This is a genomic window from Vibrio sp. 10N.286.48.C11, assembly GCF_041469805.1.
Classification (GTDB): Bacteria; Pseudomonadota; Gammaproteobacteria; order Enterobacterales; family Vibrionaceae; genus Vibrio; species Vibrio crassostreae_C.
This window is the reverse complement of sequence record NZ_JBFRLK010000005.1, coordinates 139,948-160,981: the sequence shown is the minus strand read 5'-3', so window position 1 is coordinate 160,981 and position 21,034 is coordinate 139,948. Positions and strand designations below refer to the sequence as shown.

At 44.2% G+C, this 21,034-nt stretch carries 15 protein-coding genes; 7 read left to right on the top strand and 8 right to left on the bottom strand.

Features of this window, described 5'->3' with window-relative positions; genetic code table 11:
• Nucleotides 1-48 precede the first annotated feature (48 nt).
• Complete coding sequence (gene dusC, locus AB4209_RS02110) at nt 49-1,005, bottom strand: tRNA dihydrouridine(16) synthase DusC (RefSeq protein ID WP_017069187.1); 957 nt, start codon at nt 1,003-1,005, stop codon at nt 49-51.
• A gap of 175 nt (nt 1,006-1,180) precedes the next feature.
• Between dusC and AB4209_RS02105 the strand changes: the two genes are divergently transcribed.
• On the top strand, nt 1,181-1,801 hold the full coding sequence (locus AB4209_RS02105) for a YecA family protein (protein ID WP_017062164.1): 621 nt from the start codon (nt 1,181-1,183) through the stop codon (nt 1,799-1,801).
• Between the two features lie 121 nt (nt 1,802-1,922).
• On the opposite strand, the gene dsbB is transcribed toward AB4209_RS02105, so the two are convergent.
• Entirely contained in the window at nt 1,923-2,438 is a 516-nt protein-coding gene (dsbB, locus tag AB4209_RS02100) for a disulfide bond formation protein DsbB (RefSeq protein WP_029235613.1), read from the bottom strand.
• Between the two features lie 147 nt (nt 2,439-2,585).
• On the bottom strand, nt 2,586-4,178 hold the full coding sequence (gene nhaB / locus AB4209_RS02095; RefSeq protein WP_102332510.1) for a Na(+)/H(+) antiporter NhaB: 1,593 nt from the start codon (nt 4,176-4,178) through the stop codon (nt 2,586-2,588).
• A 640-nt stretch (nt 4,179-4,818) separates the two neighbouring features.
• On the opposite strand from nhaB, the gene fadR reads away from it, so the two are divergent.
• On the top strand, nt 4,819-5,658 hold the full coding sequence (gene fadR / locus AB4209_RS02090) for a fatty acid metabolism transcriptional regulator FadR (RefSeq protein WP_017062161.1): 840 nt from the start codon (nt 4,819-4,821) through the stop codon (nt 5,656-5,658).
• A 194-nt stretch (nt 5,659-5,852) separates the two neighbouring features.
• On the opposite strand, the gene AB4209_RS02085 is transcribed toward fadR, so the two are convergent.
• Both AB4209_RS02085 and metG read right to left on the bottom strand, forming a co-directional pair.
• Nucleotides 5,853-6,332 carry a DUF1456 family protein gene (locus AB4209_RS02085; protein ID WP_016783812.1) on the bottom strand — a complete coding sequence of 160 codons (480 nt, stop codon included), beginning with the start codon at nt 6,330-6,332 and terminating at the stop codon, nt 5,853-5,855.
• A gap of 221 nt (nt 6,333-6,553) precedes the next feature.
• Nucleotides 6,554-8,614, bottom strand: a complete 2,061-nt coding sequence (gene metG, locus AB4209_RS02080) for a methionine--tRNA ligase (RefSeq protein ID WP_372054652.1) — start codon at nt 8,612-8,614, stop codon at nt 6,554-6,556.
• A 157-nt stretch (nt 8,615-8,771) separates the two neighbouring features.
• Here metG and apbC point away from each other — a divergent pair, with 157 nt between their 5' ends.
• The 3 genes from apbC (at nt 8,772) to AB4209_RS02065 (ending at nt 13,011) form a co-directional block, all read left to right on the top strand.
• Nucleotides 8,772-9,848, top strand: coding sequence for an iron-sulfur cluster carrier protein ApbC (apbC, locus tag AB4209_RS02075; RefSeq protein ID WP_009848619.1), 1,077 nt, complete (start codon nt 8,772-8,774; stop codon nt 9,846-9,848).
• A gap of 276 nt (nt 9,849-10,124) precedes the next feature.
• Nucleotides 10,125-10,766 (top strand): uridine kinase, encoded by a 642-nt coding sequence (gene udk / locus AB4209_RS02070; protein WP_004734002.1) that lies wholly within the window; start codon nt 10,125-10,127, stop codon nt 10,764-10,766.
• Between the two features lie 106 nt (nt 10,767-10,872).
• Nucleotides 10,873-13,011, top strand: coding sequence for an AsmA family protein (locus tag AB4209_RS02065; protein WP_102427874.1), 2,139 nt, complete (start codon nt 10,873-10,875; stop codon nt 13,009-13,011).
• Nucleotides 13,012-13,234: 223 nt separating this feature from the next.
• Here AB4209_RS02065 and cobO read toward each other — a convergent pair whose 3' ends face one another.
• Nucleotides 13,235-13,840: a cob(I)yrinic acid a,c-diamide adenosyltransferase gene (gene cobO / locus AB4209_RS02060; protein ID WP_017062158.1), complete on the bottom strand. Its 606-nt coding sequence runs from the start codon at nt 13,838-13,840 to the stop codon at nt 13,235-13,237.
• 84 nt (nt 13,841-13,924) lie between these two features.
• Here cobO and AB4209_RS02055 point away from each other — a divergent pair, with 84 nt between their 5' ends.
• Entirely contained in the window at nt 13,925-14,374 is a 450-nt protein-coding gene (locus tag AB4209_RS02055) for a low molecular weight protein-tyrosine-phosphatase (RefSeq protein WP_017067202.1), read from the top strand.
• Nucleotides 14,375-14,488: 114 nt separating this feature from the next.
• On the opposite strand, the gene AB4209_RS02050 is transcribed toward AB4209_RS02055, so the two are convergent.
• Complete coding sequence (locus AB4209_RS02050) at nt 14,489-16,036, bottom strand: SulP family inorganic anion transporter (protein WP_019823563.1); 1,548 nt, start codon at nt 16,034-16,036, stop codon at nt 14,489-14,491.
• A 258-nt stretch (nt 16,037-16,294) separates the two neighbouring features.
• A complete protein-coding gene (gene rne, locus AB4209_RS02045; protein WP_372054650.1) occupies nt 16,295-19,447 on the bottom strand; it encodes a ribonuclease E in 3,153 nt (1,050 codons plus the stop codon).
• A gap of 618 nt (nt 19,448-20,065) precedes the next feature.
• Between rne and rluC the strand changes: the two genes are divergently transcribed.
• Nucleotides 20,066-21,010 (top strand): 23S rRNA pseudouridine(955/2504/2580) synthase RluC, encoded by a 945-nt coding sequence (gene rluC, locus AB4209_RS02040; RefSeq protein WP_017054981.1) that lies wholly within the window; start codon nt 20,066-20,068, stop codon nt 21,008-21,010.
• Nucleotides 21,011-21,034: the final 24 nt, after the last annotated feature.

The following is a 21,034-nucleotide window of genomic DNA, read 5'->3' as shown; positions in this document are numbered from 1 at the left end:
ACCGGTAAACACGTTTGTAGCGTTGGGTATTTAACCCTAAACATAATCTTAAACAGGTTGGCGGCGTTCTTCTTGATAACGCTGAAGGCGTTCTACAATCGGTGGCGCCTTTTTGAAAGTACGAATTTCTTTAAACAGTTCGTTCGCTTCAGGGTAGCCTTTACTTAGATAAACAAACCACTGCTTCACTCTATTGGGGTAGTACATGCCTTTGTCCCCTTTAATTTGAAACTCTGAATAGCGCAGCAAAAGTTCAATGACTTTATCCCACGGCATTTTCTGGTGGTTGTGCTTAACGACGTTACCAAGGTTTGGAATATTGAAAGCACCACGGCAGACCATTAATGAATCGACGCCTGTTGCTTCTATGCAATCTTGACCATCTTGATAGTTCCAGATCTCCCCATTAGCAATCAACGGCAGAGATGTTTTTTCTCTTATTTGATTGATGAAGTCCCATTTGATTTCGCTGGCTTTATAGCCGCCAACTTTGGTTCTTGCATGCACGGTGAGTTCGTCAGCTTTGGCTTGTTCGATGGCATCGACGATTTCAAAGCACTCTTCCGGATGCTCCCAACCTAATCGAATCTTTGCGGACACAGGAATGTGTGCCGGTACCGCTTCTCGACAGGCGTTCACCACTTGATAGATGAGCTCTGGCTCTTTTAGCAATGAAGCGCCACCATTACTTTTGTTGACCGCTTTTGCTGGGCAACCAAAATTAAGATCGATCCCTTTCGCGCCTAAGCTAGCAGCTTGAAAAGCATTCTCGGCCATCCAATTTGGGTGTTGCCCTAGAAGTTGGAGATGGATTGGCACACCAGCCATGGTCTGAGAGCCTTGATGTAGCTCAGGGCAAATACGGTGGAACACATGCGGGGGAAGAAGTTGATCTACGACGCGCACAAACTCTGTCACACAGAGATCGTAATCATTAATCTCTGTGAGAATTTCACGCATTAGGTGGTCTAGAACGCCCTCCATAGGGCCAAGTATTACGCGCATGTTGCTTTACCAAAACTGAATGAACCGAAAAATTCGAGGCGTGATTGTACGGTGTGCTTACAGAATTGTCACTATGAGTGTGGTGCATGTCTTAATGATGGTTTCGTCTCTTAATAGCGACATCTTTGGGAGGATGGCGTTATAATATCGAAAATGCCCAATATCCAGAGCTTTCATGACATATCAATTATTAAGCCTACCAGAATCAATCACTGACATTACTCCGCAGTTTATGGAAGGTGCAATCCTTGCCTCTAACTTAGCGACCAAACCACTCGATCCAGAAGAGTGGCTGGTTATCGTTGCGCCTGAAGCGGGTAAAGAGCTGGTAACAACGGTAACAGAACAGATTAATCGCCAGCACAACCTGATTCAGCGTAATGAATACCTATTAACAGACGTACTGGCTGAAGGTGACTTTAACGAACAGTTCGCTGATTTTTCTGAAGGCTTCATGATGGTTTGGCCAACAGTGGAAGAGCAGTGGCAGAGCGTGACAGTCGCGGATGGTACTCTGCGCATGTTGCAAGCGCTCTTAACCACCTTGATGCTTGCGATTGATGAAGAGCAAACTCAACAACAAATGATCGCTGCAGGGCTTACTAACCCACCATCGCTTGCCGATTTAGTGGGTCAAGTCGATCTGATGATCTCAGAAGTGGCAATGGCAGCGGATGAAGCTATGTTGGGCAATAAGTCCCAGAGCGTGAACCCGTTTAAAGACATTGGTCGAAACGACCTTTGCCCTTGTGAAAGCGGCAAGAAGTTTAAACAATGCTGCGGTAAAAGCAGCTAATCACGGCTTGTTGAGCAACTTAGTTTGTGTGAATAACAGACTCTCTTAATATGTTCAAAAGCTTAAGTAATAAAAAAGTCGACCTCGTGGTCGACTTTTTTGTTGTCCAAGTGTCAACGGCTTACTGCAAGTCCTTTTTCGACTTCACAAATTGAGAAATAACCACAATACCGAAAGCAACCAAGTTACCTGCAAAGATAATTACTAGCCACTGAGGCATAGAAAGATCGAAGAACTGCCACACAACCTTGCTGCAATCGCCGTAAGCCTCAAACATCCACGGAGCCCATTGGTTTAAAGGCGCCCAGCTAGGGAAGGTTACGAATAAGTCGCAGGTTGCGAAAGGGGACGGATTGAACTGGTAATCGACGTGCTCTAAAGCAAGCATCAAACCTTTGTATGCGCCAAATCCCCAGCTAGCAAGGCCTAACCAGCGTGATATTGGGTTATTCGGGGCAATCGCACCAATCATGGCGGCAACACCGATAGCGAGCATAGCAACGCGCTCATAGATACACATCACGCAAGGACCAAGCATCATCACGTGTTGGAAGAAGAGAGCGCACGCTTCAAAAAAGACAATAAAAGCCAGCAGTAAAAGCCAAGATAAACGTCCCTTAGAGAAGTCTTTGATCATTGCTAAAAAGTTCACGAATTGAATCCTGTCTATAAAATAAAAAAGCCCTGATTACTCAGAGCTTTTTATCTTGGATAAGTTTCCTAATCAACTAATATTTTTGATTAGTTAGTTATAGTTATTGTGGTTTGCGACACAATGTTTAGCTTAGTGACCACCAGAGATAACTGGAGCGACGACTTCGCCAGTGCGTTGAATGATCCAACCAGCATCGTAGAACCATGCTGTCATTGGCTCTACGATGAACACAATGCCTGCTAGGCCAACCAGTGCCAATACGATGGTGTATGGCAGCGCCATGATAACCATGCGACCGTAAGACAATCGAATTAACGGAGCAAGTGCTGATGTTAATAGGAATAGGAATGCAGCTTGGCCATTTGGTGTAGCAACAGAAGGTAGGTTAGTACCAGTGTTGATAGCAACAGCAAGTAGGTCAAACTGGTCACGAGTGATAATGCCTTCAACCAGTGCAGTTTTCACTTCGTTGATGTAAACCGTACCTACGAATACGTTATCTGAAACCATCGACAAGATACCGTTGGCAACATAGAAGAGTGCGAGCTGTGCGCCTTTATCTTCAACGTGAAGTACAGCATCGATTACTGGCTTAAATAGAGCTTGGTCGATGATTACAGCAACAACCGCGAAAAAGACGGCAAGAAGTGCGGTAAATGGCAGTGCTTCTTCAAAGGCTTTACCCATTGAGTGCTCTTCGATAACGCCAGTAAATGCCGTTGCCAAGATGATCACTGAAAGGCCAATCAAACCTACTTCAGCGACGTGAAGCGCAAGGCCAACAATCAGCCAAACTGCGATTGCACTTTGAACCCATAGTTTTGCTACGTCTTGCTTTGTGCGGTTTGCACGTTCTTTGTTGTCAAACTCAACTAAGATTTGGCGAACATTCATTGGTAGTTGAGCACCGTAACCAAACACTTTGAATTTCTCGACAAGTGCACAAGTTAAAATACCGCAGAAGAAAACAGGTAGTGTTACTGGCAGCATACGGATGATAAATTCACCGAACTCCCAACCTGCTTGCTTAGCAATTACCAAGTTTTGTGGTTCTCCTACCATGGTCATTACACCACCCAGTGCTGTACCCACACCAGCGTGCATTAGCAGTGAACGTAGGAAAGCACGGTAGTTTTCTAGGTCATCACGAGTTAGCTCTGAGATCTCTTCATCATGAGTATGATCGTGCGAAGACGTTGTGCCCTTGCCTGATGCAACCTTGTGGTAGATAGAGTAGAAGCCGACCGCAACGCTAATAACTACGGCGATTACTGTTAGTGCATCTAGGAATGCTGATAAGAAAGCGGCAGCAACACAGAAGGCAACTGAGAGTAAAATTTTAGATTGGATGCCAAGCAAGATCTTCGTGAAAATGAACAAAAGCAGTTCTTTCATGAAGTAAATGCCAGCAACCATGAATACGAGCAAGAGTAATACAGGAAGGTTTGCTTGCAGCTCGTGATAAACCATTTCTGGTTTGGTCATGCCAATGGCGACTGCTTGAATAGCTAATAGACCACCCGGTTGAAGTGGGTAGCATTTGAGAGCCATAGCTAGAGTGAAAATAAACTCAACCACCAATAGCCAGCCCGCAACAAATGGGTCAACTAGGAAGAAAACAAACGGGTTGATGATTAAAAAGGAAATGATGGCAAGTTTATACCAATCAGGAGCTTTACCAAGGAAGTTCTTGATAAAAGCGTTTCCGAGAGACATCGGCATGTTAATACTCTTTTATGTTGATTATGAATAGACAAGCAATACAACATTTTGAGAATCGAGCTATAGAAATTGTTAAAAACTATAACTAACAGTGACTTAGAAAAACTACATTCCATGTAATGTTCTGTGGTCTTGCCAAGTCACTCCCTTAGAAACTCAAGCACTGCTTATTTTTGAGCGCAACTTTACTCTTAGATAACATTTAGTCAACAGGAAAAGCCCTGTAGCCCTAAAAATACCTCTTTTTTGTTGAGAAACGCGATCAAAGTAGCGCAAGCATACCACTTAAAATGTGATAAAAACCGACTAGAATCAATATTTCAGCGAAATGATTGAAAATTACAGAATAACGACGGCTTATATATGATTATTACAACTTAATATTGCAAATTAATAGCTTTAAAAATATGACCAATCCCATTGATTTTAAAGAAAAATTGTTGTGTTAACGGTTTGTTTAAATGGTGGTTTAGAGTCGCTTGCTTTACAAACCTGAGGTGCAAACGTGTGCTGAACTTTAGAGTTATAACTCTAACGGTGTTTAGGGTGAGTAAAATTTTTGAGGGTGTTTCCGCTAGGTGTGAACTAGTGGTATGATGAGTAAATTAGAACAGAATAATTAAATTGGATTGAAGTGTAGATGGTCATTAAGGCGAAGAGCCCGGCAGGATTTGCAGAGAAGTATATCATTGAAAGTATTTGGAATGGCCGTTTCCCTCCAGGTTCTATCTTGCCCGCAGAGCGTGAGCTTTCTGAGCTGATTGGTGTTACACGTACTACGCTTCGTGAAGTACTACAACGTCTTGCTCGTGATGGTTGGTTGACAATCCAACATGGCAAACCAACTAAAGTTAACCAGTTTATGGAAACCTCAGGTCTTCATATCCTTGATACGCTAATGACGTTGGACGTTGATAACGCAAGCAAAATGGTAGAAGACCTGCTTGCTGCTCGTACTAATATCAGCCCGATCTTTATGCGTTATGCATTCAAAGCAAACAAAGAAGCTTCAGAGCGTACTATCAGTAACGTGATTGAATCTTGTGAAGCGCTACTTGCGGCACCAACTTGGGATGAGTTCCTAGAATCGTCGCCATACGCTGACAAGATCAAACAAGCGGTAAAAGAAGATTCAGAAAAAGATGAAGCGAAACGTCAGACGATCTTAATCGCGAAGACTTTCAACTTCTATGATTACATGCTTTTCCAACGTTTGGCATTCCACTCAGGCAACCAGATTTACGGCCTGATCTTTAACGGTGTGCGTAAACTTTATGACCGTATCGGTAGCTACTACTTCTCTAACCCAGAAGCACGACGTTTAGCGATGGACTTTTATAAAGAGTTGTTCATTATCTGTGAAAGTGGCGAGCGCGAAACTTTGCCATTAGTGATTCGTAACTACGGTATCGCAAGTGCACAAGTTTGGAATGAAATGAAAACGACATTGCCGACGAACTTCACTGAAGACGACAGCTAAGCCATAGGTTTACTATTGTTGTTCCTGTTTAGTCAGTGACGTAAAGAAAACGAAAAAGCGGCGAGATAATTCAATTATCTCGCCGCTTTTTATTTATCTGTCGTTACTAGAAAATTATCAGTGGGTCAGTTACTTACCTATGACGAGTAATTTATCTATGTGTAGCAACTTAAAATTTATCTAGGAGTAGTAACTTAACCCGTAAACTCTTCTGAGTCTGGACGGTTGGTAAATTGCACACCGTTTAGAAAATCGCAAAGTAGTTGGTCTTCACACACTTTGTAGTTTTTGTTTTCTGGCTTGCGGAAGTAAGCGCCGATTTCGTACTTGCTCAAGCTAATGCCAACCACTTCTAGTACGTCCAAAACATCTTCTGCTTTCATGTTCAATGCGATACGAAGCTTCATGAAGATCATGTTGTTCGTTAGTGCAACTTCAGGTTTAGGTTGCTCGCCTTCTTTTTTGCCACGCTTAAGGTTGATGAAACCATTTAGGAATACCGCTAACTCTTTATCTTTCATCTTAGAGCATGACTTGTCGTTGTCGTCTTTTAGCCAGTTAATCACTTGGTCATGAGCAACGGTCACATCAGCTTGTTCGATAGCTTTGATGATTTGTGCATTTTTAAGGTTTAGTGCGTGTTGAATACGACGCAAGATTTCGTTGTTAGTCACTGGGGATTCCTACAAAGGGTTTTAGAGTAAAGAGGTGTTGGTTTCGCCTATTTTTGTCGACGAACCTATTTCTACTCTACATAGCATAGTTGACGGCGACTCTAACAGAGAACGCTAATTTTCGGTAGATATAAAAAATCCCCAATGCTGATTCACTCTTTCAAGTCAAAAATGCATTAGGGATTTAGTGATGGGTGCTTGTTATCTGACTGGAGTCAGAATTACATTACACGCATACCAGGTTGAGCTCCTTCGTGTGGCTCAAGGATCCATAAGTCACTGCCGCCAGGGCCCGCTGCTAGGATCATGCCTTCAGACATACCAAACTTCATCTTACGAGGTTTTAGGTTTGCTACCATTACAGTTAGTTTGCCTTCTAGCTCTTCAGGTTTGTATGCTGATTTGATACCAGAGAATACTTGGCGAGTTTCACCACCGATGTCTAGTTGGAACTTCAGTAGTTTGTTCGCTTTTGGTACTTCTTCACAAGAGATGATACGAGCGATACGCATGTCTACTGCTGCAAAGGCATCGAACTCAATCTCGTCTGCGATTGGATCTTTGTCTAGCTCAGTTTGGCTTGCTTGCTCTTTTTCAGCTTCTGCTTTTTCTTTCGCTGCTGCTTCAGCGGCTGCATCTTCTTTAGAAGACTCAACCATTGCTTCCACTTTCTTAGGATCAATACGGTTGAATAGCGCTTTGAACTTAGTGATCTCGTGATCAGTTAGCGGAGTAGCAATCGCTTCCCACGTTAGCTCTTCGTTTAGGAAAGCTTCAGTGCGAGCTGCAAGCTCTGGCATCACTGGTTTCAGGTAAGCCATCAGTACGCGGAATAGGTTAATACCTACAGAAGAAACTTGTTGAAGCTCAGCTTCTTTGCCTTCTTCTTTTGCAAGAACCCAAGGTGCTTTTTCGTCGATGTACTGGTTAGCTTTATCCGCTAGTGCAGTGATTTCACGGATAGCACGGCTGAATTCACGAGTTTCGTATAGCTCACCGATACGCTCAGCAGCAGCAACGAATTCGTTGTATAGCTCAGGCTCTGCAAATTCAGCAGCTAGCTTGCCTTCAAAACGCTTAGTAATGAAGCCAGCGTTACGAGAAGCTAGGTTAACAATCTTGTTTACTACGTCAGCGTTTACACGTTGAGTGAAGTCTTCAAGGTTAAGATCTAAGTCATCGATGCGGCTGTTTAGTTTAGCAGCGTAGTAGTAACGTAGACACTCAGGGTCTAGGTGGTTTAGGTACGTGCTTGCTTTGATGAATGTGCCTTTCGACTTAGACATCTTCGCACCGTTCACTGTTACGTAGCCGTGTACGAATACGTTGTTTGGCTTACGGAAACCTGCGCCGTCTAGCATTGCTGGCCAGAATAGGCTGTGGAAGTAAACAATGTCTTTACCGATGAAGTGGTAAAGCTCAGTTGTGCTGTCTTTCTTCCAGTATTCATCGAAGTTTAGATCGTCACGTTTGTCACATAGGTTCTTGAAAGAAGCCATGTAGCCAACAGGTGCGTCTAGCCATACGTAGAAGAACTTGTCTTTTTCGCCTGGGATTTCAAAGCCGAAGTAAGGTGCATCACGTGAGATATCCCACTGTTGCAGACCAGACTCAAACCATTCCTGCATTTTGTTTGCAGTTTCATTCTGTAGAGAGCCAGAACGAGTCCACTCTTTAAGCATGCTTTCGAACTGAGGTAGGTCGAAGAAGAAGTGCTCAGAGTCTTTCATTACTGGAGTTGCGCCAGAAACCGCTGATTTAGGGTTAATTAGCTCAGTTGGGCTGTATGTCTCACCACAGTTATCACAGTTATCACCATACTGGTCTTCTGACTTACACTTAGGGCAAGTACCTTTTACGAAGCGGTCTGGTAGGAACATCTCTTTCTCAGGATCGAAAAGCTGAGAAATAGTGCGGCTAGAAATGAAGCCGTTCTTTTTAAGTTCTAAGTAGATGTGAGAAGCCAGTTCACGGTTCTCTTCGCTGTGTGTGCTGTGGTAGTTATCAAAGCTGATATCAAAGCCAGCGAAGTCTTTTTGGTGCTCTTCACTAACAGCAGCGATCATCTCTTCTGGCGTGATACCCATCTGTTGAGCTTTAAGCATAATTGGCGTGCCGTGAGCATCGTCAGCACAGATGAAGTTTACAGTGTTGCCACGTAGACGCTGGTATCGAACCCAGATATCAGCTTGGATATGCTCAAGCATATGGCCAAGGTGAATAGAGCCGTTAGCGTACGGAAGCGCACAAGTTACCAAAAGTTGTCTTGGATCAGTTGCCATACTTAATAATTCGCTTTTTTGATAGGTATAAATTTGAGAGGTAATACTACTTTATAACGTGTGATACGCCAAGGTATCAGACTAAGGATTCCCCTAGTTTTTTAGGGGTTCAGTCTTCATCTCGTGGGTGATAGCATAAATAAAAAAAGGAGTCCCAATGCGTAACTTTACTTCTAAGCAAGATTTCTGTTCATGGTTGAATGAGTTCGAGTCACCAATCCTCATCCCAGAGTGGGCGCTACACCAAAATATTGTATCGGTTGATCCGCGTGGATCATTTGTTATCACCTTACCTTTTGCCGCTAATCAGCTTGCGGTTGAATTGGAACAGTGGATTCACTCTCAGATTGAACAACAGCTTGTTAGCGCTTTTCAGTTTGAAGTGAAGGTGAAGCCGTCTGCGTTAGAAACCACGGTTGCGACACCATTGAAGGGGGTGAAGAACATCATCGCCGTGACATCTGCAAAGGGTGGGGTGGGTAAATCGACCACTTCAGTCAACCTTGCTTTGGCTTTATCTAAGTCTGGTTCAAAAGTGGGTTTGTTGGATGCGGATATCTATGGTCCTTCTGTACCTATGATGCTTGGCCAATTAGATGCGAAACCAGAAGTCCAGAATAACAAGTGGATGATGCCAATCGAAGCGCACGGTATTTTCACTCACTCTATCGGTTATCTTGTGTCGAAAGATGACGCTGCGATTTGGCGCGGTCCAATGGCGGCCAAGGCTTTAGGTCAGCTTGTTAACGAAACCGTATGGCCAGAGTTGGATTATCTAGTTATTGATATGCCACCGGGCACGGGCGATATTCAGCTGACGTTATCGCAACAGATCCCAGTGACCGGGGCTGTAGTGGTGACCACTCCTCAAGATTTGGCGCTAGCGGATGCACGTAAAGGCGTAGCGATGTTTGATAAGGTGAGTGTGCCAGTCGCAGGCTTAGTTGAAAACATGAGCTATCATATTTGTAGTCACTGTGGTGAGAAAGAGCATATCTTTGGTGCTGGTGGTGCCGAAGCTATGTCAGAAGAGTTTTACCTCGATATTTTGGCACAGATCCCTCTTCATATTGATGTGCGAGAAGATATCGATGCAGGTTGCCCGACGGTGATTCGTCGTCCAGATAGTGAACATACACGTCACTACTTAGAGCTTGCAGAGAATGTGGCTGCGAAGATGTTCTGGACCGGCAAGGCGAGACCAGAAGCGATTAACTTCTCTATGGTTGAATAACGAATCTATGGTTGAATAGCGCAAGTTAATCACAAAGTCGTTTAAATATAGTTTGGATTAGATAAACAGCGGTGGATTTAAGTCAATATCCATTGGGCTTGTGCAAATAGTTGTAGGCAAGTTATCTGAAAGCAAACGATTGCATTCATTAAATGCATTGATATCATCAATTTGACTGCAATTAGCTAAAATGGCGACTAGAATCTATGTGCTTTAGCCCCTATAATCAGGCGGTTTATCTCTTCCCACCACCAAACCATATCGGGTGCAAAATTAATGTCTGATAATAATCAATGTGTCATCGTAGGTATCGCTGGCGCTTCAGCTTCAGGAAAAAGTCTGATTGCTAGTACAATTTATAATGAATTGCGCGAAAAAGTAGGCGACCATCAAATTGGTGTTATCACGGAAGATTGCTATTACAGCGACCAAAGCCACTTGAGTATGGAAGAGCGTGTTAAAACTAACTACGATCACCCAAATGCACTAGATCATGATCTTTTATGTGAACATCTACAGCAGCTAATGAGTGGCAACGCCGTAGAAGTTCCTGAATACAGCTACACAGAGCACACACGTACTTCTGAAACGACTACACTTACTCCAAAGAAAGTGATCATTTTAGAGGGTATTCTGCTTCTAACAGACCCGCGTCTTCGTAAACTAATGCACGCAAGTGTGTTTATGGATACACCATTAGACATCTGTCTATTACGCCGTGTTAAGCGTGATGTAGAAGAGCGTGGTCGTACAATGGACACTGTACTTAAGCAATACCAAGAAACAGTACGTCCAATGTTCATGCAGTTTATCGAGCCTTCAAAACAACATGCAGACATCATCGTTCCTCGTGGTGGTAAAAACCGTATTGCGATTGATGTGCTAAAAGCGCACATTGCGAAGTTGTTGAAGTCTTAATCGAATAAAATTTTGCCTAAGTGACTCACTTAGCTTTATTTTTTACCGAATCAGTGGCACTTTTATAGTGCCACTTTCTTTTGGAATCTAAGCAAGGAATATGCGGATGAAGAAACTACTCATTTTCATAGCTGTACCAGTGTTTGTTGTCGTTGCAGCAATTCTGGCACTAGTGCTGTTAGTGAATCCCAACCAATTTAAGCCATTAATTGTCGAACAAGCCCAAAAACACACAGGCCTTGAGCTAGTGATCGAGGGTGATATCAGCTGGCAATTCTTCCCATCCATTGGCTTTGAACTTGGTCAAACTGAATTACGCAACCCTGAAGGTTTTACGCAACCTAACCTATTTAAGGTTGATACCGTTGGCGTTGACGTTTCGGTTACTCCGCTATTTAGCAACCAACTAGAGATCGGCAACATTACTCTAGATGGTGCAGAATTCTATTTAGAAACGCTTAAAGATGGTCGCAAGAACATTGATGCACTAACGCAAGCGTCAGCGCCTCAAGAATCTGAGCCTGCAGCAGGCACAAGTTCTGAATCAGCGCCTGCCCCTCAAGAGCAAACTACCACAGACGCATCGGGTTGGACGATCAACCTTGCAGGCGTAACTGTATCAAACGCATTGTTTGAAATGGACGACAAGCAAGCGGGTTCATTCACTAAGCTATACGATGTGTCTTTGAATCTTTCTGAGTTTGCCGTTGATACATGGACAACCGCGACATTTGCGGCTTCTGGTGAGAACAATCAACAGAAGTTCTCTGCACAAGGCAGTGCAGAATTCAAATTAGCTGAAGGCTTTGCAAGTTACGCACTTCGTAATATCGACTTAAACGCTAAGTTCAATGATCCAGCGACGTCGATTGAGTCAGCAAAAATTGGCTTGAATACGTTTGAGTTCGATAAGGTAAACCAACTGACTTACGCTGTAATCGGTAATGCAGCTGGCCTTGACCTTGATCTTAAAGGTGGCGGTGAACTTACTGTTGATAGCGCGATTTCAAAAGTAACGCTGAACAAGTTAACGTTAGACTCAACATTCAAAGGCGACACGCTTCCTCAGTCTCCAATGAAAGTCGACATGCTGTCTGACTTAAGCTTCGATCTTAACAAGAGCCACCTGAGCTTTGTGTTAGAGAAGCTACAAGCTAACGCTATTGCATTAGACGGTAAAGCAGACGTAATCCTATCTGAAATACCAAAGGTTCGTTTTTCTCTTCATAGCCCGAATATTGATTTAGATGAGTTCTTAGGCTTAGGCAATACAACAGAAACAGCGAGCACAGCGCCTTCTGGTTCTGCTGGTGGTTCAACGTCAAGTTCTGGTAGTTCAGATCCAGCTAAAGAAGTGGAACCTGATCTGTCGGCTCTGAAAACGTTAGACGTGAAAGGTGACATCACGATTGATAAGTTCAAGGCGAACAACGCGAAGATGCAGAATGTTAAAACCGCATTTTCGGTTAACCGTGGTATCGCAGAGCTAACCTCATTCACCTCGAATCTTTACCAAGGTTCTATTTCTGCTACTGCAAAGTTAGACGCTCGTAAAACACCAGCGACTTACACGGCTAAGAAGAAAATCAAAGGCGTGAAAGTACAACCGTTACTGGTTGATGTTGCAGATAACGATATGCTGGAAGGTACCGGTAATATTGATGTCAACGTGAAAGGTAAGAGTCTAACTCCGACGGGTATCAAGAAAAACCTAGTCGGTACTATCGCGATTAACTTTGAAGATGGTGCAGTTAACGGCATCAACGTAGCTCAACTGATTCGAGAAAACTACGCTAAGATCAAGGGCGAGAAAGTTGAAAGCACAAATGAAGCTCAAAAAACGGACTTCAGTGCAATGAAAGCGACGCTGAAAGTGGATAAAGGTTGGGTTTCAACTAACGACTTATCAGCACAGTCGCCACTGTTACGTGTGACAGGTCAAGGTAAAGCAAACTTCATCAATGAAACGGTCGACTTCCTTGTGCGTACATCAATTGTGGGTTCACTTGAAGGTCAGGGCGGTAAGAGCATCGACGACCTGAAAGATGTGACTATCCCAATTAAGGTAACAGGTCAGTGGGCAGCCCCGAAATTTGCACTTGTTTTTGATGATGTATTGAAACAGAAAGCACAGAAAGAAATTGATCGTGGTTTAGAAAAGTTAGACGAAAAGTACGGTGACAAGATCAAAGATGAGAAAACAAGAGACGCAGTAAACGGTCTACTAAAAGGTTTGTTTAACTAGTCTTCATCTCATTTAAAAATGAACAAAGCGCCACTCCTGTTGTAGGAATGGCGCTTTTTATTTTTGGCTCGATAATACTCAAGAGAGATTCCCTATGACACTCGTCCCTCGCTCTAGGGAATGACGATAGGCCGTCGTCCTTTGTTCAAGAGCGTAACGGCCTAGTGGTCGTCATCCTCGAGAGGGAAGAATGACCGAGTCGGGGATCTCTGGTTGAAGGTGATTACCAGTCAACGCCTTGTAGCGCTTTAACACCAGATTCAAAAGCGTGTTTCACATTGCGAACTTCAGATACTGTATCTGCTATCTCAGTAAGAGTACGGTGCGCGCCACGACCTGTAATGATGACAGACTGCATCTTCGGGCGGTTATTCAACGCCTCAACCACTTCATCGAGTTCGATGTAACCGTAGCTAACCATGTAAGTCAGTTCATCAAACAGAATCACATCGATCGACTCATCAGCCAGCATGCGTTGGCACTCTTTCCATACACGCTGCGCAGCTTCAATATCTTGCGCTTTGTTCTGAGTTTCCCAAGTAAAGCCTGTGCCCATGACTTGGAACTCGACATCAAGCTTTTGCAGAACGTTTTTTTCGCCGTTATCCCAGGTACCTTTAACAAACTGAGCAACGGCGCATTTCTTACCATGACCAACTGCACGTGTAATCGTACCAAAACCGGATGTTGATTTACCTTTACCGTTACCCGTGATGACCAGCAATAGGCCTTTTACTTCTTGTGCTGCAGCGACACGTGCATCGACTTGTTCTTTTACTTTCTGTTGTCTTGCTTTGTGGCGTTGTTCTTTGTTGTCTTCAGTCGACATAACAAATCCTTTTAAGTTGTGATTGCGTCTATCATAGCCTAACTTAACGATAGCAAAAACCATCGGAAGAACAGGTGATTAGGGATGAAAAAGATACTCGTAGTTTGTATGGGGAATATTTGCCGCTCGCCAACAGGTGAAGCGGTGCTAAGGAAGAAAGCGCAACAGCTGGATATTGATGTTGTGGTCGACTCTGCGGGGACGATTGGTTTTCATCAAGGCAACCCGCCAGACTCGCGATCCAAATCTGCAGGAGAGAAGCGAGGCTACAGCTTTAAGGGGATTACTTCTCGTAAAGTGGTAGATAATGACTTCGAAGAATTTGACCTGATACTCGCGGCCGATAGGGCGAATTTAGACGACTTAATGAGCCAATGCCCAGTTCACCTCCAATACAAGCTCGCATTATTTTTGAGTTTTGGAGAGTCACAATATCAAGAGATCCCCGATCCGTATTATGGTGAGGGAAATGGTTTTGAATTGGTGTTGGATTTAATCGAAGAGTCTAGCGAAGCGATACTGCGTTCGATGTAGTGTAGGAACAATGTACGTCGTTTTGTTATCAGCGTAAGGGCTGACCGATAGGTATAAAAAAGGCCGACATTGAATGTCGGCCTCTCTAAATCTAACTTAAAGCTACAGCTAAGATTACTTAGACATTACTTTGTAGATTGGGTCTTCTGCAACGTTCGCTTCAACTAAGCTACCTGCTTTGTGCAGCATAGCAACACAGTCTTGGCTTAGGTGGCGAAGGTGAAGTGTTTTACCTAGCGCCGCGTAACGGTCAGCAATCGTGTCGATCGCTTCAATTGCAGAGTGGTCAGTCACGCGTGAGTTTGCGAAATCAACGATTACATCTTGTGGATCGTTGTATGCGTCAAACAACTCTAGGAAGTTAGCCGTTGAACCAAAGAAGATTGGGCCGTTAACTTTGTACTCTTTTGAGCCTTCAGCGTTTACTGATGTATCTGCGTAGATGTGTTTAGCATGTTGCCAAGCAAACATTAGCGCAGAAGCGACAACACCAACACCTACTGCCACAGCAAGATCAGTCAGTACTGTTACTACAGTAACAAGAACGATAACGAAGAAGTCTTGTTTAGGAACGCGACGCGCAAGCTTGAAGGTTGCCCATTCAAATGTGCCGATAACAACCATGAACATTACGCCCACAAGTGCTGCTAGAGGAATCATTTCAATCAGTGCAGAACCGAACAGGATGAACATCAGTAGTGCAACTGCGGCGACGATACCTGAAAGACGACCACGACCACCTGAGTTTACGTTGATCATCGATTGACCGATCATCGCACAACCACCCATCGCACCGAATACAGAACACGTTACGTTAGCCATACCTTGACCAACACATTCACGGTTAGATTGACCACGAGTGTTTGTCATTTCGTCTAGTACTGTCAGTGTCAGCAGAGATTCAATCAGGCCGATAGCCGCAAGGATAATTGCGTAAGGCAGGATGATCTGTAGTGTCTCTAAAGAAAACGGAACAGCAGGAATAGAGAATGTTGGTAGAGAGCCCGCTAGCGTAGCAGCTTCGTCACCAGACATTGTACGCAGGAAGTCGACAACAGTGCGAGTTTCAAGGTCAAGACCCACAACCAAAGCCGTTACTGTAACAATAGCAACCAATGAAGATGGTACAGCTGTTGTTAGCTTAGGTAGGAAGTGGATGATAGCCATTGTAAGGGCTACTAGACCTAGCATTAGTGTCATTTGACCGCTTGGTAGCCAAGTCAACGCACCTGTTACGTCTGGCGCTTTAAATTGACCAAGCTGAGCTAGGAAGATAACAATGGCCAAACCGTTCACGAAACCAATCATTACTGGGTGTGGAACGATACGGATAAATTTACCTAGTTTAAATACACCTGCTGCAATTTGCAGAAGGCCAGCCAGCATAACGGCTGCGAATAGGTATTGAACACCATGGGTTGCCACTAGGCTCACCATTACAACGGCCATTGCGCCGGTTGCGCCAGAAATCATACCTGGACGGCCGCCAAAGACAGAAGTGATTAAACCTACGATGAATGCTGCATAAAGACCAACCATTGGGTCAACGCCAGCAACAAAGGCGAATGCTACAGCTTCAGGTACCAGAGCCAGGGCTACTGTAAGACCTGAAAGCACGTCATTCTTTACAGAGTGCTTTGAAAATTGTGGGAATTCGAACATGTTTGCTCAGCTATGCTTAAGATGGATTTACCGACACGGGTGTATTGCGTAGCCAAACAGTGATGGAAAAGAGCGGCAATAGCGAAGTGTCGAAAAGATAAGTGCGCGAATGCTACCCAAAAATGTGATTAAGTTCAAGGTTGAACCTAACTTTGAGTAATATATCTGTTAATTTTTATTCGATTAGTAGATATGAAAAAGGCTGCTTTAATAAGCAGCCTTTGATTCTATTTACTCGCGATTACCTATCAGTAATCACTAGTAGTTTGGCTTAGTCATCGCCGCGCCAGCTTTGTTCGACGCTGCCTGACTGCCTGCACCTTTCGATACAAAACGTTCAGTGCGGAACGGAGCTGCAATCACTTCAATCTCTTTGATCTCTTGAGGACCAGGAGCTTTAGTCATTGGTGAACCGGCTTGCTTCTTAGCAACAGCTGCCTTTGGTGCCGCTTTAGGAGCTTCTGCTTTAACAACAGGTGCTTCTTCAACTTTAGGCGCTTCAGCTTCAACAACTGGTGTTGCTTCTGCTTGCACAGCTTCTGCTACAACAGGCGCTTCAACTTTCGCGGTTTCAACAACCACTGGTGCTTCAACTTTCGCGGTTTCAACAACCACTGGTGCTTCTTCAACGACTGCAGGAGCTTCAACTGCAGTAGGAGTCTCAGCTACTTGAGCTTCAACAGCAGCATCTTCACGACGGATGATAACTTTACCCATTGCAAGCTCTGGACATGCGAAGCCGCCAGTCATTGCTACGTTGCTTTGTGGTGCCGTCTCTAGAGCAACATTCTGCTCTTGAACAGATGTTTGAGCTTCAGCTGCTACTTGAACTTCAGCCACTTCAGGCTTTGCCAGCTTGTGGTGAGGTTTTGGAATGAAGCGAGGCATCACTTTACCCATAGCCATCTCTGGAGAAGCTACACCACCTTTACGTAGGCGGAATGGGTTAGGGCGACGATCACGACCGCGACGACGACGTTGACCACTTGCACGTAGGTGACGTGGAGAACGACGGTTACGACGTTGTTTCGGCTCTTCCTGTTCAGTTTGCTCTGCATTCGCTTGAGTTGCTTCTACTTGTTCCGCAACTTTTTGCTCTTGAGCTACTGACTGTTCTTTTGAAACAGATAGTTCTTTAGCAGCAACCTGCTCTTTTGAAGCGTTATCTTCAGCTTGAGCTTGTTGGTCTTTAACACGAACTTGCTTGTTCAGTTTACGACGCTGACGACGCTCTTTAATCTTAGCTGCTTTCGCTTCAGGTTTAGCCTTAGGCGCTTCCGGTTTACCAGCTTGTGCTTCTGCTGCTAGCTGTAGACCTTCTTCTGCTAATTTAGATGGTGCTTGCTCTTCGCGTTGCTTCTGCTCATCACGTGGCTTGTTGCGACGGTCTTGCTTAGGCTTGCGAGGCTGACGAGTTTGCTGTGGAGCTGCTTCTTTTTGCTCTTCAGGCTTCTCATCACGAGCTGGCTTACGGCGGCGTTTGTTGTCACGGTTTTCGTTACGATTGTCACCACGTTCACCACGGTCGTTACGCTGTTCGCCACGCTCACCACGTTGGTTACGACGACGGTTATCGTTACGATCACGGCGTTGACGGTTGCCGTTGTTACGATTGTTTTTAGGTTTTTCTTCTTCTTTCTTCTCTTCTTCTTTTTTCTCTTCTTGAGTTGAAGAGCCAAATAAGAAGCTACCGATAGCTTTGAAGAAACGACCAATTAGGCCTGGTTCTTGAGTCGCTGCTGGTTCAGCTTTCTTCTCTTCTACAGCTTTAGGTGCTGGAGCAGGAGTTGGTGCTGATTGAGCAGGAGCTGCGAAGCCTTTCAGAGCAGGTTCTTCGATCTTCTTAGGACGAATAGTCTGTTCAGCAGGCTCTTTGCTTTCCGCTTCTTTTAGAGCTTCTAGCTTGTTAGGTAGCAAGTAAGATAGTAGATCGAACTCTTCACCTTCACGAACACGGATAACCTCAAAATGCGGCGTTTCCATGTCTGAGTTAGGAACAACAGTGATCTTAACTTCTTGGTTCTTCTCGATGTGGTTTACTGAGCGACGTTTTTCGTTCAGAAGGTAAGAAGCGATTGGAACAGGCACAACAGCAAGTACTTGTGCTGTGTTGTCTTTTAGAGCTTCTTCTTCAATCAAACGTAGAACAGAAAGTGCTAGAGATTCGTTATCACGAACAACACCAGTACCTGTACAACGAGGACAAATGTGGTGGCTTGCTTCTGCTAGTGATGGGCTCAAACGTTGACGAGACATCTCTAGAAGACCAAAGCGAGAAATACGACCAATCTGAACACGTGCGCGATCTAAACGAACGGCATCACGTAGACGGCTTTCTACTTCGCGTTGGTGGCGAACCGGGGTCATATCGATAAAGTCGATTACAACAAGACCACCTAGGTCACGTAGACGTAATTGACGTGCAATTTCATCGGCAGCTTCTAGGTTAGTGTTAAGTGCTGTTTCTTCAATATCGCCGCCCTTTGTTGCACGAGCAGAGTTGATATCGATAGAAGTCAGTGCTTCTGTTGGGTCGATTACGATAGAACCACCAGATGGAAGACGAACTTCACGTTGGAAAGCAGATTCGATCTGGCTTTCAATCTGGTAATGGCTGAATAGTGGCACTTCACCATCGTATTTCTTAACGCGATTCATGAAATCTGGGCGTATTAATTGAATGTGCGCTTGTGCACGTTCAAAAATAGTATTGCTGTCGATTAGAATCTCGCCAATATCACGACGTAGATAGTCACGAATTGCGCGAACAATAACGTTACTCTCTTGGTGAATTAGGAAAGGAGCTGCATTTGAATCAGAAGCTTGCTTGATAGCGCCCCAATGGTTCAATAGAACATTCAGGTCCCACTCTAGCTCTTCTGCGCTTTTGCCAACACCCGCTGTACGCACGATTAAGCCCATACCTTGAGGAAGCTCAAGAGTGCTTAATGCTGCTTTCAGTTGAGTGCGTTCATCACCTTCGATACGACGAGAAATACCGCCAGCACGAGGGTTATTAGGCATAAGAACTAAGTAACTACCAGCCAAAGAGATGAAAGTTGTCAGTGCAGCACCTTTGCTACCACGTTCTTCTTTCTCTACTTGTACGATTACTTCTTGGCCTTCTTTTAGCACTTCTTTAATGCTAGGACGGCCTTGGTATGTATAACCTTCAGGGAAGTATTCGCGGGCAATTTCTTTAAGAGGGAGGAAACCGTGACGTTCTGCGCCGTAATCAACGAATGCCGCTTCTAGGCTTGGTTCAATACGGGTAATACGTCCTTTGTAGATATTCGCTTTCTTTGACTCGTGACCTGGACTTTCGATATCTAGATCGAACAGTCGTTGGCCATCAACCAAAGCGACACGCAACTCTTCTTTTTGAGTTGCGTTAATTAACATTCTTTTCATTTAGAAGTTCTCATTGTCTTTTCTTATTTTCATCATTGTTCTTATCGCTTTATTTCGTTTCTCATGGTGCCAGATCCCATGGCTTTATCGGTGCAGCCTCCCGGCTGGAGAGGGATGCTCTGGGGCACGTCAGTCATCATAGGGAGTTAGCCTATGATCCGCGATGTGGCGGTGAATACTCAACATGAGTGTACGTGAGTAGAGCGATAAGGAACTCAGTTGACCGTGTCTTACGCCGATTGCAGCACTGTCTAATCTGAGTTATCTACTCATTTACTTGCTTATGAATGGTTAGCTGTTTAAATAATAGTCAAACCACTGATAGCAGCTGTGAACTATAGCAGCGGTCGGTAAACACAGCAATCTGCTTTGTCGGAATGCTGTAAAAAAAACAGTTTTTGTTTGGGTTTTGATAGCTCTAACTCACTGTCTATAAATAATTTATCAATTGATATTTTAATTTGCAGGAATCTTGGTGCTTTTTTGTTCGAAGAATCAAAGAAATATAGAACTTCGGCGACCATTTTGGGATAGATCGGTAAGGATTAGGGATAAATAAGTTCGGAATAGGGCTAAGAAAATCTCAATTATCAAAAGTGACAGTGATACAATAGCGCAATGAGCGAAATTAGAACCCAAGTCCAATTTGTCGACATTGACGAAGATATGGCTGGTCAGCGTATTGATAACTTCTTACGCAACCAATTAAAAAACATCCCGAAAAGCATGATTTACCGAATCGTGCGTAAAGGCGAAGTCCGCGTAAATAAAAAACGCATTAAGGCTGAGTACAAACTAAAAGCTGGCGATTTAGTTCGTATCCCTCCGGTTACTATTGAAGAGAAAACAGAAGAGAACGTGCCGAGCACGAAACTCAACAAGGTTTCAGAATTAGAACAGTGCATCATTTATGAAGATGATCACATGCTAATTCTTAACAAACCGTCTGGCACTGCTGTTCATGGTGGTAGCGGATTAAAATTTGGCGCGATTGAAGCATTACGTGCTCTTCGCCCTGATGCTCGTTTTCTTGAATTAGTGCACCGTATCGATAGAGATACGTCTGGCATTTTGCTTGTTGCTAAGAAGCGCTCGGCGCTAAGACACCTTCAAGCACAGTTCCGTGAAAAAACGGTTCAAAAATACTACTTCGCTTTAGTTATGGGCGAATGGAAGAACAGCTGCAAAGTCGTCAACGCACCTTTGTTGAAAAATGAAGTGAACAGCATTGTTCGAGTTAACCCGAATGGTAAAGCTTCTGAAACCCGTTTTAAGGTTTTAGAAAAATTCCAAGAGGCGACGTTGATTCAAGCAAGCCCAATTACAGGCCGAACACACCAAATTCGTGTGCACGCTCAGTATACTGGTCACCCAATTGCTTGGGATGATCGCTACGGTGATCGTCGTTTTGACGCTTACACGGGTAAGGTTGGTCTTGATCGTCTGTTCCTACATGCAGCAAACATCAAGTTCACACACCCAGGTAGTGAAGAGAAGATGGATATCTCGGCGCCAATGGAAAGAAGGCTAGAGAAAGCCCTAACTGGTTTACGTAAGCTTTAAGAAGATACGAGATACGAGATACGA